Genomic DNA, 16,866 nt, shown 5'->3' on the forward strand with positions numbered 1-16,866 from the left:
TTATTATTTACTTGGGTTTATTCATTTTCTCAGCAATCCTTTTCTTCTTGTTCCGTTCATAAATGACTTCTACAATCTTACCCCCAATCCAGGAAAACGGAAAAAAAGTAAGGAAGATCGAAATCTTATAAAATGTAGGATGATAAGGAAATATAATAACATCCAGCATTGCGATGAACAGCATGATGAAACCGATCAGAATAGCATAAGCCACTTTCGCGTATTTAACGATGATTGCGGTTGCTACTCCACCAATGGTAGTTCCCAGTCCGGAAATAAACAAAAGAAAGCCAAAAAAGGCCTTATCGTCTTTCATACTGAAAAGAAATCTCTGCCAATGCTCAAACGGAGCAAAAGCTTCGAAAGTAACCCATTGCGGGAAAGCCCTTATACCAAGAGTTATTATAAGTCCTGTTATCCCAAGACCCATCAATACCGCAAATGTATTTCTTATAAAATTCATTAATCCTGATGTGCAATCATAGAAATTTCAATATCCACATTTTTAGGCAGACAAGAAACCTGTACTGTTTCTCGTGCCGGGTAGCTTTCTGCATCCAAATAAGAAGCATAAATATCATTCATTACTGCAAAATCATCCATGCTCTTAAGAAAGATGGTTGCTTTTACAACATTTTTAAAAGTCATACCAGCTTCAGTAAGGATTGCTTCAAGATTTTTCATTACCTGATGTGTTTCCTTTTCAATTCCTTCTACCAGTTTACCAGTCGCAGGATCTACAGGAATCTGTCCGGAAATGTATAAAACTCCGTTTGCCATATTTGCTTGTGAATAGGGCCCGATAGCTGCAGGTGCATTAACTGTATTGATTATTTGTTTCATATACGGATATTTATTTTTTTGTAAAACCATCTTTCATTACCAACGATAAGTTAAGCAATTTCATGATAATTTCGTTAGATTTATTTTGGTTGCAAATATAAAATTTATATTGGCAAATGCCAATCTGATATTAGAAAGGTGCATTTTGCTGGGTAAAGCTTCTGTCTTTATACTTCAACGCGTCGCTTAAGATATTAGCTTTGATCCCGATAAAGAAGTCATATACTTTATATTGTCCGAATGGCACCCAGTTAAAATTAATGGTAAAACTTCGCTGATCTCTTGAAAAACCAATTCTCGTATAAGCCAGCTGTTTAGTAACCAGGTCATAATGTGTACTTCCGGTAACGTTCCAATAAGGAGTAAGCTTAATACTTCCGTCAAGACCTAAAGATGCAATTTTGCTTCCAAACCTGCTAGTTCCTTTTGAATAAGCATAGTTAGCATTAACGTTCAATGTCCATGCCTGATCGAAACGAGCATAGTTGTCATCATCAAAATAATAGTTTTCATTTCGAACTTCTCCTTTTGATGCATATTTTTTACCATAGTCTGTTTTTTCTCCAAAAATCTCACTGCTTAAAGGATAAGATACCTGAATATTGAATCCCTGTACACCAAACGCCCCAAACTTCTCCGTTCTGATTCCCTGATCTTGTCCCGGGATGAACTCAATCTTATAAGGATCAAGAGAAAGGCTGGTATTCACTGTAAGCTTATTATTAAAGAATGAAGACTGTCCGTTGATCGTAAAAATAGACCAAGGATGATCTTTAGCCGCAAAGTTGTAACTTCCTGAAAGGTTCAAAGATTCAAAAATCTTCACTTTCTTCACTCCGGTAGAATCACTCTTGGATTTCACCTTCATTTCGATGTTGTTTCCTATATTGAAGCCTAACGCTCCCACCAAATTGTTTGAAGGGCTTCCAATAATTCCTTTTTCAAAGATGGAATAAGGAGTAAGCGCACCAGTTGCATTATAATAGTTTTTGTAATATCCGAAACCAGGACTTGAAAAATCCGGAGAATAAGTAAACCCAATACTAGGAATTACCATGTGTCTCACCGCTTCTATAACAGACCCTTTCTTGAACTTCATCATTCCATACAATGTAGTCTGAAGACTTGCTGTGGTAGAGAATGAAGAATATCCTGCAAACTTTTTATTGATTTCATCCACTGTTACATTTTTCACAGGGTCATAATATCTGTTTAACGTTTTTGTGGTTAATGCGTTATCAATATTCGCACTTAAACTGAAAGTAAAATATTTAGCTAAGGTCGTATTGGTGGCTAAAGCGATGTTATTTTTAAGGCCCGTCTGCATTTTATCCCACATTTCTTTTTTGAACAATTCATTTTCCTGAGTGGTGACAAAATTCGTTAGGTTAAAACCTGTATTTACTGTAATATTTTCAATAAGACCTTGTCTCACTCCAGTTTTTGACTTAAACAGATAAAACTGGTTGATCGCTACATTCATCTGCGGAAGACGAAGATCTGCCAATCCTGTTGCAAAGTTCTGAGAGTAAGATGCCGTTCCGGTAATCGTCATTGGAAGTTTCAGAAATCTTTTGGTAAGGGTTACCGTTGAATTCTGCTGGGTATTCAATACATTCTGATTGAAAATATAATTGTTGTTAAGCGGGTTATTATAGAACTTTGTACTTACAATATCCACTTGTGCACTGAATGTAAGGAAAGGATTTGCTTTAGAATCCTGAGCATGTGACCAGCTGATTCTATAAGTGCTGCTTTTAGTATAATCATCCAACCCTTTAATCCCTCTTACGATCGTTCCAATGTCAGCATTGAAGCTTCCCGAATAGCGATATTTTTTCTGGTAATTCATCTGTGGGCGCAAATTCCAGCTTCCTTTCGTATAAATATCCGCAAGTACTTTAAGGTCAAAATGTTCTCCAATAGGCTGATAATATCCAATACCATTCAGGAAGAAACCTACATCTTCCCTTTCACCAAAACTCGGAATCAAAATACCGGCTGCTCTTTTATCCGAAAACGGAAGTATGGCAAAAGGCATAATAAGCGGTGTAGGAACCTGTTCTATATACATTTGAATAGGCCCTGTAACAATCTGAGATTTATTTTTGGATTTGATCAGTTTGATATTGGAAGCCCTCATAAAGTAATCAGCTGCCGTATCTTTTTTCTTTACAAAATATTCATCGGTGGTATAGTCTGCTTTTCTCATGGCAAACACCGAATCATTATATTTTTTTGTTTTCTGGGCTATAATTACGCCTTCACTTTCTTCTGTCCTTGCATTGAAAGCAATAGCCTGTTTGGTTTTTGTGTTATAGCTGAATTCGTTCGTTTCGTATTTCTTCCCAGCCTGAGTAGTAATTACAGGTTCTATGATTTTCCCTAAAGAATCCTGTTTTCCTCTCGCATAGATCAGATTTTTATTATCATCAATGGAAATATAATCTGCATCAATCTGCATATCCTGATATTTTACCTGGGCATTCTTGTTAAGGAATGTCATTTTCTTAGGGATATCTCTGCGCTGATCATCTGCTTTTGTTTGAAGTACATCATCTAAAGCTTCTTTTTTCGCAACAATGGTATCCTTTTTGGAAATAGTATCTTTAACCGTATTTTTAGGCAATTTTTCAGGGGTTTTCTGTGCTAAAAAATTGTTAAAAATTAGGATAATTAAAATTTGTAATATATTTTTGAGGACGGTTTTGGCCAATTTTATTCTATATAATTAAGGCCCAAAATTAATATAATTTTTATAACTGTAAGATGCACAAACAAAATTTTAAAATAATTTTATCATTTCTCCTTCTCCTAATCAGCAACATTATCTTCTCTCAAAAGAAGTTTACACTAGTTCTTGATGCGGGACACGGAGGAAGTGATCACGGGGCCAACAGGACTTATTCGGACATAGGAAGAATTGCTGAAAAAGACATTACGCTTGCTATAACTTTAAAGGTAGGAGCTATGCTTGAGAAAAACAGGGACTTCAAAGTAATCTACACCCGAAAGATTGATGAGTACCCTTCTCTATCTGACAGAACGAACCTTGCCAACAGAAGTAAAGCAGACCTGTTTGTATCTATCCACTGTAATTCTTCTGCAAGGCCTACCGCTTATGGTACGGAAACCTATGTACAGGGGCCTAACCAGAACAACGAAAACCTGGAAGTAGCCAAAAGAGAAAATGACGTAATCTTTCTAGACGAAAAAGATAAGCAGATCTTCGGATCCTATAATCCCGATTCTCCGGAATCTTTAATTGCCTTAAAGCTGCAACAGAGTAAATATCTTGAATCCAGTTTGCTTTTAGGCGGCTTGGTTGAAGATAACTTTGTAAATAAAGATAAAAGATCTTCCAGAGGTGTTTTCCAAAAGAACCTTCACGTTCTTCGTATGAATGCCATGCCTTCCGTTCTTATAGAAACAGGGTTTATCAATCATCCGGAGGAAAGCCATTATATTGCATCCGAAAAGGGTCAGCAAGAGATTGCAGAAAGTATCTACAATGCCATTATTGACTACAAAAAAGCAATTGATAGAAAATCAGGTGGATCTTTTACTACGAAAAAACAGGAACCTGAAAAACCTGCAGAAGTTCCATTGAAAAATGATTTCAGAATATTACTGATGAGTTCTCCTACGAAATACAATGAGAATGATCCAGCATTAAAAGGACTTAGCTACATCCTTACTCTCAAAGAAAACGGACAGTACAAATACTACTATGCAGTAACTAACATGGCTTCTGTAAAAGACATTAACCTTAAAACAGCCAAAGATGCCGGATTTAGAAATGCGTTTGCAGTAGGATTCATGCCTAATCAGAGAATAAGCATGGGATATTACACACTAGAAGTATATACCGGTGAAAAGCTAAATGGGAATTCATACATCCTTCAGAACCTTAAGGATGTAGAAAGAGAGAAAGATAGTGGTGTCTTCTATTATACCTATGGAAAGGTCTATACTTTGGAGGATGCTGTCAAATTACAGAAAGAAGTTGAAGCCAAAGGAATTAAGAATACGGTCATTCAAAAAGTTTATAAATAACTAAAAAATAATTTTGATGTTTAAAAAGGTTTTTCTACTTTTGCAACCTCAAAATTTGGCCTATTCGTCTAGTGGTCAGGACTCAAGATTTTCATTCTTGCAACAGGGGTTCGATTCCCCTATAGGCTACCAAAAAGAGAAACGATCATGTCGTTTCTCTTTTTTATTTTAATGGCAAATCCATGATTCGAAAGATATTAGTTGAGAGCACCGATAATAGTCTTTAATACAAAAACTATTTTTGTACCTGCGTGCAATTCTACGTTGATTTATGAACTGTTTATAAGCCTGTCTTATTCCGAATACACACCGAAGGCTTACAAATATTCAGAAATAAAGAATCTGATTTATACACTACATAAAAGACTCTTCCATCGTCAGAAATCAAAGATGATCTCCTTTCAGCCAGCGAATGGTATTTCGGCATAGCCAATGATAAAAGATGCAGATAACTATCTCATAGAAAATTAGGAATACTTCCTTTATCCTATCCATTTGTATGATATTTTTAATAAATCTAAAATCGGAAGTGAAAATTCTGAAATCACAGAACATTGGTACTGAATCACTTATTATAACTCTAATAAAAATATCACAACTTTTTGTCTAAAAAGTCACTCTATTTACGTTATATCTCACAAAAGCCTTATATTTGCAAAAATTTTTTAATAAATTTAACCATAATTGGTCAAACAAATATGGTGACACTGATGAAAAATAGTATTGATAACCCACCGTCTGCAGGCAACTGCAGATTATCAAATTTTATATCATGCCGGATTTAAAAATACAAGAAGCGAAATTGCTTTTTAAGAAAATCCACTCTAACCCAAAAAGTTATGATTTACAAATCAATGAAGACGGGATTACAGGCAGAGATGATAAAATAAGTTTCAGACTTTACAGGACCGGAGAAAGGGTTGCTTTTGAAGTAACAATTGATGGACTTACTTTCACCAATACCACTGGAGAATGGAACAACGCACTGATCATGTTGGGAAATACGATCAAAAAAATTGAAAAAGAACAAGAAAATTTAAAAATAGAACAAGCAATAGATAAGCTTAGAAAGTACCTTTCAGAAGAAAATTAAATTTTTTAAAAATAAATTTGGTAGTTTCAAAAAAAAGTTTATAGTTTTGCACTCACATTTGAACGATATGGCAAATCATAAATCAGCATTAAAGAGAATCAGACAGAACGAAACTAGAAGACTTCGTAATAGATATTATCACAAGACTGCTAGAACAGCATTGAAAGCCTTAAGAAATGAGGAGAACAAAGTTGCTGCAACAGAGCAACTGCCAAAAGTTATCGCTTTATTGGATAAATTAGCTAAGAAAAATATTATCCACAAAAACAAAGCAGCTAACTTAAAAAGCAAATTAACAAAACACGTTAATAAATTAGCGTAAAAGTATAGCGGCCCGTTCGTCTATCGGTTAGGACCTCAGATTTTCATTCTGGTAAGAGGGGTTCGATTCCCCTACGGGCTACTTAATTTTTAAAAACCACTGAGTTTTTTACAGTGGTTTTTAAAAACAAAGTAGAAAGCTATTACTTAAACACATCTAACCGGCCCGTTCGTCTATCGGTTAGGACCTCAGATTTTCATTCTGGTAAGAGGGGTTCGATTCCCCTACGGGCTACATTAAGAGTTGACACTTATAAAAACAAAAGCTAACACGCTATTTCGATAGTGGAAGATAGAGGGCCCGTTCGTCTATCGGTTAGGACCTCAGATTTTCATTCTGGTAAGAGGGGTTCGATTCCCCTACGGGCTACCAAAGGACTTTTTTCGGAAAGTCCTTTTTTGTTTCTATACTTTCCTCTATTACCCCCTAACATATACATAGATTTCAATCTAGACATCTATAATTATCCATTGGAGATTATATGATTCAACCTTACTGTTAACCTTTACACAACAGAGAAGCAGGGTTATTGATTTTTCTAAGCTGATTAGTCATCAGTTTCATCAGCTTCTTTTTTCATTTTTCCTTTATTTAGTTTCCTTTATTCATAATTCCGGCAGGCTTTCAGCCTGCCGGAATCTGCTATATACTCCTAAAATCCTATATAAAAAAAATTATATAATAAGTGAAATTTCAATAATATGATGAACATAATATTAAGTATTATATAAATATGAAAAAAATATATCAACATAATTATTTTATACGTAATTTTATAAAATCAAAACACCTAAATATAAAACATGAAAATCAATTTATTAACAAACCGTTTCCTGACAAGGGGCTTTCTTTCGCCGCCTTTATGGTTGTTCCTGATTCCTCATTACCATTTTGGTAAATAAAAAAGTATATGTTGTAGTAAAGCTGTCTCTGTAGTACACAGAAATGGATGATCTCCATCAGCTATTTGACCGTCTTTTATTGAATAATACTCTAATATGAGCAGGCAATGATGTCAGCCTGAACGATGTATTCTACAGAACCATTTATGGATGTCCAAAAGTTCTCATTATTTTATTTCCTAACCAGTTATAAAGATGATCAGCTAAAAGCTGCATAAAAATATACAGCCTGGAAATGAGATCCGAATGGCAGGAACAATACATGAAATTCAAATATCAATGTAGAATATACCAGAGTACCCCAATAATGACTAAGAAAGAAATTTATCTCTTTTGAAATCCAAGCACAAAAGCTTACTTTCTAAAGGTGATATTGTAGTATTGTACAGATTTGTTGACAAGAAGAGCTTTCTTTTTAAAAATATACAGCTGAACTTCTTATCATACGGAGACCTATTATCAATTGAACAAAGTGCTGTCTGTTGTACAGGACCTAAAATTTCTATAAGGGTACTTTAACCATAAAATGCTTACTGCACCCCTTCCCGTCACATCTATTTGAACTGACAGCTCATTCCCCAACTGGAAGAAAAGAGAATTTATGGTATAAATAATCTTTACCAACATAATTTAAAAAATATGTATTCAAACAACTCACCTAAATCTTAATCTTATGAAAAATTTATTACCTCAAGGCATGATACAAAAAATTGTATTTGCCTTACTGTTTATCACCGGTGCTCTATTCTATGCACAACTGGAAAAAACTTACGTAAGCAGTCAGACTAATAAAAACTATGGATTGTGTTTACTCTGTGGAGCAGACAATCCTCAGAATATAGTAGGAAATGACGAAACCAATTATGAAACATTAAGGATTCCTGTCGGACTTAATGGCAGAATTGAACAGAATTTAAATTTTCCAAAACTTGCCCGTGCTTACAGAAAAGTCACGATGGGGATAGAAACCCCTAATGTATCTATAAAAGAACAAGCAAAACGAGAAATTTATATTGAGACATATAAAGGAGATATTTCTAATAATGATCGTATAAGAGTAGATGCAAGCATGCTTAAACCCAGCTCAAACCCGCAGAAAGGAACTATTGAGTTCACCACTTTCCGACCTTTTGACAGAATCGAACTTTCAATACATAGCGGCTTTATTGGATTAGGAGAAGAGCTTAGAATATATTATGCCTACCACACTCCTGGAAAGTTTACAGACTGTGGTAATCCTCCGTTGGATCCTAAACACTATTATCCATTTAATGGAAATGGCAAGGATATTATAAGTGATAAGGACTTTTCACTTGATTCCAATATAATATTTCAAAATGATATTGTATGTAAAGGAGGAGCTGTTTATAGCCATAACCAATCCGCCTTAAATTCCATTTTATCTGATCTTGATTATACCAACAAGACTATGTCATTTTGGATAAAAATGGATTATGGATCATCATTTCCTGAACGTGGAAACATAAGTATATCAACTGAAGGCATGTCTATCGCAGGTGCTTATGAAAATATTACTTTAATTGAAATGACAGGTCCACCTTTTTATGCTATACTTCAAAGAACAAGCGACAATATTACACCTGATGAATTAACTCATATTGCTATAGTTTATGATGAAGAGGAAAATAAAATATGTTTTTACAAAAATGGAAATTTATCATCAAGCAGCTCCTGCGGAAGCTTTACAAGAGGGATGACTTATATTACTAACATTCTACTACAAAGGACTTTCATAGACGAACTCCTCATCTATGACAGGACTTTAACAAGTGAGGAAGTAAAAGCACTAGCTTGCTCTTACGGGAAACTTCCCAACTGTACCTCAGGAACTTCAGCTCCTGCATTGAAAATTGCCACACCAACAGAAATCTTCACCGTTTCTCCCAACCCCACTACCGGAGAGATCACCCTAGATGGGAACATTCTTTTGATTGGTTCTGATATATCCATCAGAAACACTTCAGGAATAGAAATCTACCACTCGCCTTTCAGATCCAAAACCTTTGAGCTTCCTGATACCCTGCCGGGAGGAGTCTATATGCTGACCTTACAGACAAAAGATAAAAAGGTCTATACCCGTAAAATTATTCTGACACGATAACTATCTATAAGAAGTGTGGACCATAAGGTTCATGCTTCTTTTTTTGTTTAACCCAAAATATAAATCTTATGAAAAATTTATTACCTCAAGGCATGATACAAAAAATTGTATTTGTCTTATTCTTTATCAACTATGTCATGTTTTATTCACAAGACAAGACCTACGCCAGCAGTCAAATCGACAAGGTTGATGGTTTATGTGTAGGATGCTCCATACAAAATCCACAAAATGCGGTAGGAGATAATGAAAATGACTTTGCAACCATCACAATTCCATTATCGTTATTAGGAGGTAAAGTGGAACAGACTTTAATTTTCCCAGCTATTACTACCAGGCATTTCAAGAAAGTTGTCATTGGAATTGGTTCTCCCAGCCATGTCCTCTCTGCAAAGCTACTGGGCGGAGAAGCGTATGTAGAATCCTATTCCGGAAACACTTCGAATGGAGACAAAACACTGATCAATAATAATATGCTGGAACTTGGCCAGAATCAAAAAAAAGGAACCATTGAATTTACTCCTGCCAAATTCTTTGACCGCATTAAAATCACTCTAAATGGTGGGGCATTAGGATTAAACGATGTATTACAGATCTATTACGCCTACCATACTCCTGCAAAGTTCACAGATTGCGGTAATCCTCCGCTGGATCCACTTGCTTATTACTCATTTGATGAGAACTTCAATGATATTATCTCTAATCTAAATCTTAGCCATTCTAAAGGTCCCTATGATTTAGTCCAGGGTGACATGGCATGTGGAGGTTCCTTCTATAGTGGTGCACAAAATGGAAGTTTCCTTTCCTATATGAATCCTGTTGTTCATTATGACAATACTAGAATGAAAACTATTGCATTCTGGGCAAAAGTCGACGATCCAACAGGTGACACAAATATAAAACCAAGATTTGCCATAAAGACAAATATGATTGTCGTCTCTGAGCCCAAAGATTTTCTTGGGTTCACTACTTTTACCTTCACTGCAGAGCTAGATTCATATGATGACCCATTTGGCGAGATACCAACAGACGTTAATCCAATTTATAACACAATGAATTGGAATGAATTAGTACACTTTACAATAACCTACGATGAACAAAAACAGGAGCTGTGTGTCTATAAAAATGGCATAATATCTAGTTGTAAGACAAATATTAAAACCTTGACAAGTGGCGAACACTTAGATATTCATGTAGAACATGTCAAAATAGATGAGCTTCTCATTTATGACAGAGCTTTAACAGGCAATGAAGTAAAAGCATTAGCCTGTTCTTATGGTAAAATTCCCAATTGTACCTCCGGAACTTCAGCACCTGCATCGAAAATTGCAGCGCCAATGGATACTTTCACCGTATCTCCCAATCCTACCACCGGAGAGATCACCCTAGATGGAAACGTACTGTTGGTCGGTTCTAATATTTCCATTAGAAACACTTCAGGAACGGAAGTATATCACTCACCTTTCAGATCCAAAACCTTTGAGCTTCCTGCTACCCTGCCGGGAGGCGTCTATATGCTGACCTTACAAACAAAAGATAAAAAGGTCTATACCCGTAAAATTATTCTGACACGATAAATTTATTAAAAAAATACTCTACTCAAGACAGGCTATTTCGCCTGTCTTTTTATTGCAGTCAAACTTAAATCATAAGCAATAATTATAGCATATTTTAAAAATCACCAAAAAAGGAAATATTTCTTTTTCTTTTTCTTATTAATCCTTAAATTTGAATAAAATAATAAATCCAAAAATTAATAACATGAAATTTAATTTACTTTCTAGAGATCAATTCTCTTTTAAAGCTGCCTTACTGGCATTCTTCTTATTCTCTACTCAATTTTCATTTGCCCAAAACAGAATCTATGCTCACGCACAAAGTTCTGGTGTATTTGGGGTAGCCTGCTTAGGATGCCGTGTAGATAACCCACAGAATGCCGTTGGAGGGGATGAAGATGATTATTCCACGATGGTATTGGGCACTGCATTATTAGGAGGAATTCAGCAGACCTTAATTTTCCCTGATCTTAGGGCAGACACAAGGCTTGTTGTAGGTATCGGAACAGATAATATTCCTTTATCCGTACAATTACTAAGCGGGGTAACTCTTGAGACTATGAATGGAGGAACATCCAATGAAGACCGTAGAACAATAGACGTAAGCCTTCTGAAATTAGGAGCGACTCCCAATAGAGGTACGGTAGAGTTTAAACCAGCAAAACCTTATGACGGAATAAGAATTGGTTTAACGGGAGGAGTACTAAGTCTTGGTGGCGGATTCAGAATTTATTACGCTTACCAGGATCCATTGATTCAACTAATGGCTCATAGCCAGAACGGACAGGTTACCCTAAGCGGAAATGTGAGCGTAGATGGTTCTGAGGTTGCTTTAACCAATACTTCAGGCAAGGAAGTTTACCGTTCAAAGCTTACAAGCAATACATTTGACTCTAAGCAATCTTCAGGAGTCTACATTATGACCCTTCAAACTAAAGAAGGCAAAACTTATTCTAAGAAAATCATTATTAAATAAATGACAAAACTAAAACGGCAGTCTTTAAAAAGGCTGCCGTTTTTTTTACACATATACAAAGTTAAATTTAATTAATTTATAGTTAAAAAAAACTGATTATAAAAATAGAATTACAATTACATCACAAAAAATTGAAATAAAATATTCAACATAATTATTTTATTTATAAATTTACACCAAACTAAAATCAAAATTTTTTATATATGAAAACTAATTTATTCTTGAGTTCACGCAGTGTTAAGACTGCTATTTTTGCTTGTTTATTATTTCTGACAAGCAATATGTCATTTGCACAGATTGTAAAATACTATGCTAACGATCAAAAAAATCAGGTATACGGCGTGTGTATAGGCTGTGGGGTTGTCAACCCATTGAATGCTATCGGTCCTAATGAAAATGATTATTCTGTACTACAGGTATCCGTCGGGTTATTAGCCCGTACCGAACAAACCTTAATTTTCCCTAACAGTGCTTACACTAACAAATTGGTTATTGGTATCGGTTCCAACGGGACTCCTCTGACTGCACAAGTTTTAGGTGGAGTATCTATTGAAACATTCAATGGAGATGTTTCTAATAATGATTATCAAAATCTTAATAATGATATTTTAAAACTTGGAGATACCAATTCAAGCAAAGGAGAAATTGAGCTTACCATGAACAAGCCTTATGATCGAATCAAGATCAGTGTAAATGGAGGCTTATTAAGTCTTGGAGGAGAATTTAGGGTATACTATGGTTACCAGTACAGAGATCCTTTTATCAGCTTTTTGGCGCACAGTGAAAACGGACAGGTGACTTTGGATAAAAACTTACAGGCCAAAGGTTCAGAGATCACACTTATCAATACTTCAGGAAAAGAAGTATTCCGCACCAAGCTAAACTCGAACACATTTGAAATCAACCAACCTGGAGGACTGTACATCATCAAGCTTCAGACCCAAGAAGGAAAAACATATTCAAGTAAGGTTTTACTTAAATAAATAATTAAACATGCCAGAGGCGGCAGGCTTTTTCAAGCCTGCCGTTTTTTTATATATTCATACTCTAACCAAACAAATCTCAATCTATGAAAACAAATTTATTAGCAGGAAACTACCTGATAAGGGCTTTGCTATTCTCTTTAGTCCTGTCCCATATAAGCTCATTTTCTTTGGCGCAAAAAAAGTGTATGCCAATGGACAGGAATCTACAACTTCCGGACTTTTATGTGTAGGATGTGGAGTAGATCATCCTGAACGTGCAGTAGGTAATAACGAAAGTGATTATTCTGTTATAAAAACTGATTTGGGTATTTTAGCTGGTATTGAACAAACCTTATACTTCCCTGAAACTTCTAAACTTAACAATCTGGTGATTGGCTTCGGTTCTGATAATAATATTCCCATTTCATTACTTTTATCTGCCCAACTATTGAGTTCAATTTCCGTAGAAACATATTACGAAGGTGGAGGATTACAATTATATAAAGAATCACAAATCATAACCAATAACTTAGTAAAAGTAGATCCTCAGGACCCTAATAAAGCAACTATTGAATTTACTCCGACTAATTTGTACAATCGGGCAAAAATAACTTTTCGTGGAATTCTAGGTCTTAACAATAAGCTTCGGATTTATTATGCCTATTATAAAGAAATATCAAGATGCAGCCCTCCAGCTAACCCTATCCATTATTATCCTTTTAATGGAAACACGTCTGATTACTCTGGTGCCACAACAGTATTTAATTTATTTACAACCAGTATAGGAAATACTGTTTTTAAAGACAGCATGATCTGCAAAGAAGGACTTTCTTATCTGCCAGCAGACCCTACTTATACCATTCGCAATACATTAAATCCATTACCCGTCCCCCAGCCTAAAGCGCCAAGAACGGTTTCATTTTGGGCCCGAATAGATAAAGGAGGTTATATTGATCTCACTCTCTATGGTGAAAGGATTAAAATTACAGAAGACAGTATAATTATAAGGCCTGTTGATGAGAATCATAATTTTGACAAAAAGTACTTTGGCAGAATGTCAAGGCCCAATCCGATACCTACTGGAAATTCCCTAAACTTTTATACATTAGATTTTAATAACGATCCCACTCCACAGTATGCAAATTCTTACTATCAAAATGTCAGCCTTTTTCACCCTCCCTACTACCCTGTTGATTTCTGTTTATCCGTCAATGGCTCCCCAAGTTCTGCTCCTTTTCCTATAGGAGTGAATGGGTCTGGTTTTCCAGCAACCAATTATTGCACACATTGGGCTCCCTATTACACGGGAAAATCCGATACTACCTTTATGATTTCTCTTAATAAGGCGCAGATGGATGAATTTCTTATTTATGGTAAAAAGATTTCACCTTCCCGGCTTTTTGATGCTTACTCACAATCTATTACAATCGACTCTTCGATTGTAAAAAAAACATCCTTACCCGAAAATAATATATTTATTATTTCTCCAAATCCCACTACAGGGTCAATTACATTAGATGGAAATATGAGTCTAATAGATTCGTATATCACTATCAGAAATATATCAGGAAAAGAAGTATATCACCCTAAAATCGGATCAAAAACATTTGATCTGCCTTCAACCCTGCCTAATGGCATTTATGTTCTTAGTATAGAAACAAAAGATGGGAAAATACATTCCCGAAAAATAATTCTGTCAAGATAATTTAATAAATCAGTATGATCCTCGTATAGTATCATACTGATTTTATTTACTCAGCACTTCAGTGATAATAACCGCTGAATAAGTGTCTCCTATGAAATGAATTTAGTATAACTGCTTGTAAGTTTTAATTTTAACAATTAAAAGAATGAAGAGCTGATAGAAAGTGAAGTTGGGTTAGTTGATAGCAATGTGTCATCAGACAATTTCGTAGTGGAATAGTTTTTTACAGCTCTTTTCTTAATAATTAGTTTTTGATTCGTTGTGTTTGTTTTCATGGTGGTTGTTTTAGTTTATACTCCAAAATTGCAGTATAACAGGATTGAAAACAAAACGAATCGGTGAAAACATAAAATTATCCGACAAAAAAGATAAATAAATGGATAAGACAATAAATCATCATACAATCATATTGATTTAGCATTTTTTTCATCAAATCATTTAAAAAAAACAATCACAAACAAAGAAAAACAACAATTAATCAAAATAAAACTAAAAGAACAAATATTTGTATAATATCCTACTCATTTTATCATAGAATTATAAACTATATTGTCCTCAAATTTTCCATAAAGGATGGTCTATATTATTTGTGAGTACAACAGATCGTAAGGAATACAGATAGAATAAATTAAATTCATTAATAAAAGCCTTGAAATAGTCTAATATCATTATTCTCAATCATGGCTTAGCCTTCTTAGCAATTCCCGCTCTTATTTAGATCAGAAAATAAATATCTAGACTGATATTTTTATGATGAACAAAAGATTTAATTTCAACAAAATCTTTATTGCATCTATTATTGACTTATACCATTTCACCCAACTCAACATTTAGCAGAAGTAAATATTTCCTTTCCTACAGCTCACTGATTATCTTGTTACTCAAAACAACTAAAGAGACTCAAAATTTCCTTATCAACAGATTTTTTGCTACATTTTTTTTCACGGTATTTAATAATCATTACAGCACTATCCATCGTAAGTTCTCTTTCTATAATAGAATCATTCATAGTATCAAAAAACTTTATCGAAAAATATAAATGTTTTATCGGAAGATTCGATGTTTTCACCGATTCGTTTTGTTTTCAATCCTGTTATACTGCAATTTTGGAATACAAACTAAAACAACTACCATGAAAACAAACACAACGAATCAAAAATTAATTATTAAGAAAAGAGCGGTAAAAAATTATTCAACTACAAAATCGTTTGAAGACACTAATCCAACTTCACTCTCTATCAGCTCTTCATTTTTTTAAAAACAAACAACTATGTGGGTAATTTGTAAAATAGTATCAGAAAACACTCTTATTCATTATAAGTTAAAAGAGTTTATCAACAAAACTCATTTTCTTACTTTATCTGAAGGGAAAAATTCTAAGGAGGAAGGGCACATTATTTTTTGGGATAATGATTCCATTAACATTGATGCTCCTTATCTAAAGGGATGTATAGACAAAGGGGCTATTGTGATTGTAATATCATCAATCTTCCCCAAAAATATTATAGCTCGTTTTTTTGAGGAAGATCAAAGATTAAAAATAGGTATTCTGAATAAAAATATGTATTACCATCAGTTTGTAGAAGAAATCAGTAGAGTAATTGATAATCTAAATTCTTAACAGATTAAATAATTCATCCTTTTTGTTAAGCGCTATTGTAATAGTCTTACCATTATTAAGTTCAATAATATTTCCTGAAACAGATTTTATGGAGGTAATTTTTACTATAAAAGATCTTTGCACTCTAAAGAAAGCAGGGGCAACCAGAATATCTTCCATAGACTTCAGTGTTGCCAAAGTGGTAAAAGTTTCCGTATCTGTTACGATTTTAAGGTAATCTCCTAAAGCTTCTGCATACAGAATATCTTCAAGAATCACTTTTACAAGTTTTCCATTTACTTTAATAAAAATTCGCTCAGGTGAGGAATCTGTTTCCGGAGAAGTGCTTTTGGTTTTAGCAGAAGTCTGTATTCTTTCTTTTGCTCTATTAACCGCTTTTAAGAATCTACTATAAGCTACCGGCTTTACAAGATAGTCTACTACCCCGCTTTCAAATCCTTCTAAAGCAAAATCTCTATGTGCGGTAATGAATATAATGGCAGGTGGTTTGGTAAGTGTACGAATAAGATCAATCCCATTAATTTTGGGCATTTCTATATCACTAAAAATAATATCTACCTCATTAGATTGAAGATATGCAAGAGCATCAATCGGGTCTTCATAAGAGGTCTGCAATTCCAGAAAAGGAATGGTTTTCACAAAATCTACTATCAATTCTCTGCCAATTGGCTCATCATCAATAACTATACAGCGTAATTTCTCAGTCAT

General features: G+C 34.5%; 14 protein-coding genes and 4 tRNA genes. 13 read left to right on the forward strand and 5 right to left on the reverse strand.

Going from position 1 to position 16,866, the window contains the following annotated elements:
• Nucleotides 1-7 precede the first annotated feature (7 nt).
• From H5J24_RS21090 to H5J24_RS21100, 3 genes are all read right to left on the reverse strand, one after another.
• Nucleotides 8-463, reverse strand: a complete 456-nt coding sequence (locus H5J24_RS21090; RefSeq protein WP_068940332.1) for a hypothetical protein — start codon at nt 461-463, stop codon at nt 8-10.
• A complete protein-coding gene (locus H5J24_RS21095) occupies nt 463-843 on the reverse strand; it encodes a RidA family protein (protein WP_045491236.1) in 381 nt (126 codons plus the stop codon). The genes H5J24_RS21090 and H5J24_RS21095 overlap by 1 nt, the downstream gene beginning before the upstream one ends.
• Before the next feature lie 130 nt (nt 844-973).
• Nucleotides 974-3,559, reverse strand: a complete 2,586-nt coding sequence (locus tag H5J24_RS21100) for a putative LPS assembly protein LptD (RefSeq protein WP_068940334.1) — start codon at nt 3,557-3,559, stop codon at nt 974-976.
• 53 nt (nt 3,560-3,612) lie between these two features.
• Here H5J24_RS21100 and H5J24_RS21105 point away from each other — a divergent pair, with 53 nt between their 5' ends.
• From H5J24_RS21105 to H5J24_RS21160, 12 genes are all read left to right on the forward strand, one after another.
• Nucleotides 3,613-4,899: an N-acetylmuramoyl-L-alanine amidase family protein gene (locus H5J24_RS21105; protein WP_068940336.1), complete on the forward strand. Its 1,287-nt coding sequence runs from the start codon at nt 3,613-3,615 to the stop codon at nt 4,897-4,899.
• Nucleotides 4,900-4,956: 57 nt separating this feature from the next.
• A tRNA-Glu gene (locus tag H5J24_RS21110) sits at nt 4,957-5,031 on the forward strand.
• A gap of 640 nt (nt 5,032-5,671) precedes the next feature.
• The gene (locus H5J24_RS21115) at nt 5,672-5,992 is read left to right on the forward strand and encodes a hypothetical protein (protein ID WP_068940338.1); all 321 of its coding nucleotides are present in this window, start codon (nt 5,672-5,674) and stop codon (nt 5,990-5,992) included.
• A gap of 67 nt (nt 5,993-6,059) precedes the next feature.
• Entirely contained in the window at nt 6,060-6,314 is a 255-nt protein-coding gene (rpsT, locus tag H5J24_RS21120; RefSeq protein ID WP_068940340.1) for a 30S ribosomal protein S20, read from the forward strand.
• A 9-nt stretch (nt 6,315-6,323) separates the two neighbouring features.
• A tRNA-Glu gene (locus tag H5J24_RS21125) sits at nt 6,324-6,395 on the forward strand.
• Nucleotides 6,396-6,476: 81 nt separating this feature from the next.
• Nucleotides 6,477-6,548: transfer RNA gene (locus H5J24_RS21130), tRNA-Glu, on the forward strand.
• Between the two features lie 63 nt (nt 6,549-6,611).
• Nucleotides 6,612-6,686: transfer RNA gene (locus H5J24_RS21135), tRNA-Glu, on the forward strand.
• A 1,203-nt stretch (nt 6,687-7,889) separates the two neighbouring features.
• Complete coding sequence (locus tag H5J24_RS21140) at nt 7,890-9,338, forward strand: LamG-like jellyroll fold domain-containing protein (RefSeq protein WP_082811003.1); 1,449 nt, start codon at nt 7,890-7,892, stop codon at nt 9,336-9,338.
• A gap of 68 nt (nt 9,339-9,406) precedes the next feature.
• A complete protein-coding gene (locus H5J24_RS21145; protein ID WP_068940344.1) occupies nt 9,407-10,912 on the forward strand; it encodes a T9SS type A sorting domain-containing protein in 1,506 nt (501 codons plus the stop codon).
• A 184-nt stretch (nt 10,913-11,096) separates the two neighbouring features.
• Complete coding sequence (locus H5J24_RS21150; protein WP_068940346.1) at nt 11,097-11,867, forward strand: T9SS type A sorting domain-containing protein; 771 nt, start codon at nt 11,097-11,099, stop codon at nt 11,865-11,867.
• Nucleotides 11,868-12,070: 203 nt separating this feature from the next.
• A complete protein-coding gene (locus H5J24_RS21155; RefSeq protein WP_082811005.1) occupies nt 12,071-12,850 on the forward strand; it encodes a T9SS type A sorting domain-containing protein in 780 nt (259 codons plus the stop codon).
• Nucleotides 12,851-12,860: 10 nt separating this feature from the next.
• Nucleotides 12,861-14,537 (forward strand): T9SS type A sorting domain-containing protein, encoded by a 1,677-nt coding sequence (locus H5J24_RS21160; RefSeq protein WP_232815834.1) that lies wholly within the window; start codon nt 12,861-12,863, stop codon nt 14,535-14,537.
• Nucleotides 14,538-14,674: 137 nt separating this feature from the next.
• Here H5J24_RS21160 and H5J24_RS21165 read toward each other — a convergent pair whose 3' ends face one another.
• Complete coding sequence (locus H5J24_RS21165; protein ID WP_167386957.1) at nt 14,675-14,812, reverse strand: hypothetical protein; 138 nt, start codon at nt 14,810-14,812, stop codon at nt 14,675-14,677.
• 995 nt (nt 14,813-15,807) lie between these two features.
• Here H5J24_RS21165 and H5J24_RS21170 point away from each other — a divergent pair.
• Nucleotides 15,808-16,158: a hypothetical protein gene (locus H5J24_RS21170; RefSeq protein WP_068940354.1), complete on the forward strand. Its 351-nt coding sequence runs from the start codon at nt 15,808-15,810 to the stop codon at nt 16,156-16,158.
• Here the strand turns inward: H5J24_RS21170 and H5J24_RS21175 are convergent.
• Nucleotides 16,147-16,866, reverse strand: coding sequence for a LytR/AlgR family response regulator transcription factor (locus H5J24_RS21175; RefSeq protein ID WP_068940355.1), 720 nt, complete (start codon nt 16,864-16,866; stop codon nt 16,147-16,149). The two genes, H5J24_RS21170 and H5J24_RS21175, sit on opposite strands and share 12 nt — an antisense overlap.

Origin of the sequence: Chryseobacterium capnotolerans (assembly GCF_021278965.1) — a bacterium.
Classification (GTDB): Bacteria; Bacteroidota; Bacteroidia; order Flavobacteriales; family Weeksellaceae; genus Chryseobacterium; species Chryseobacterium capnotolerans.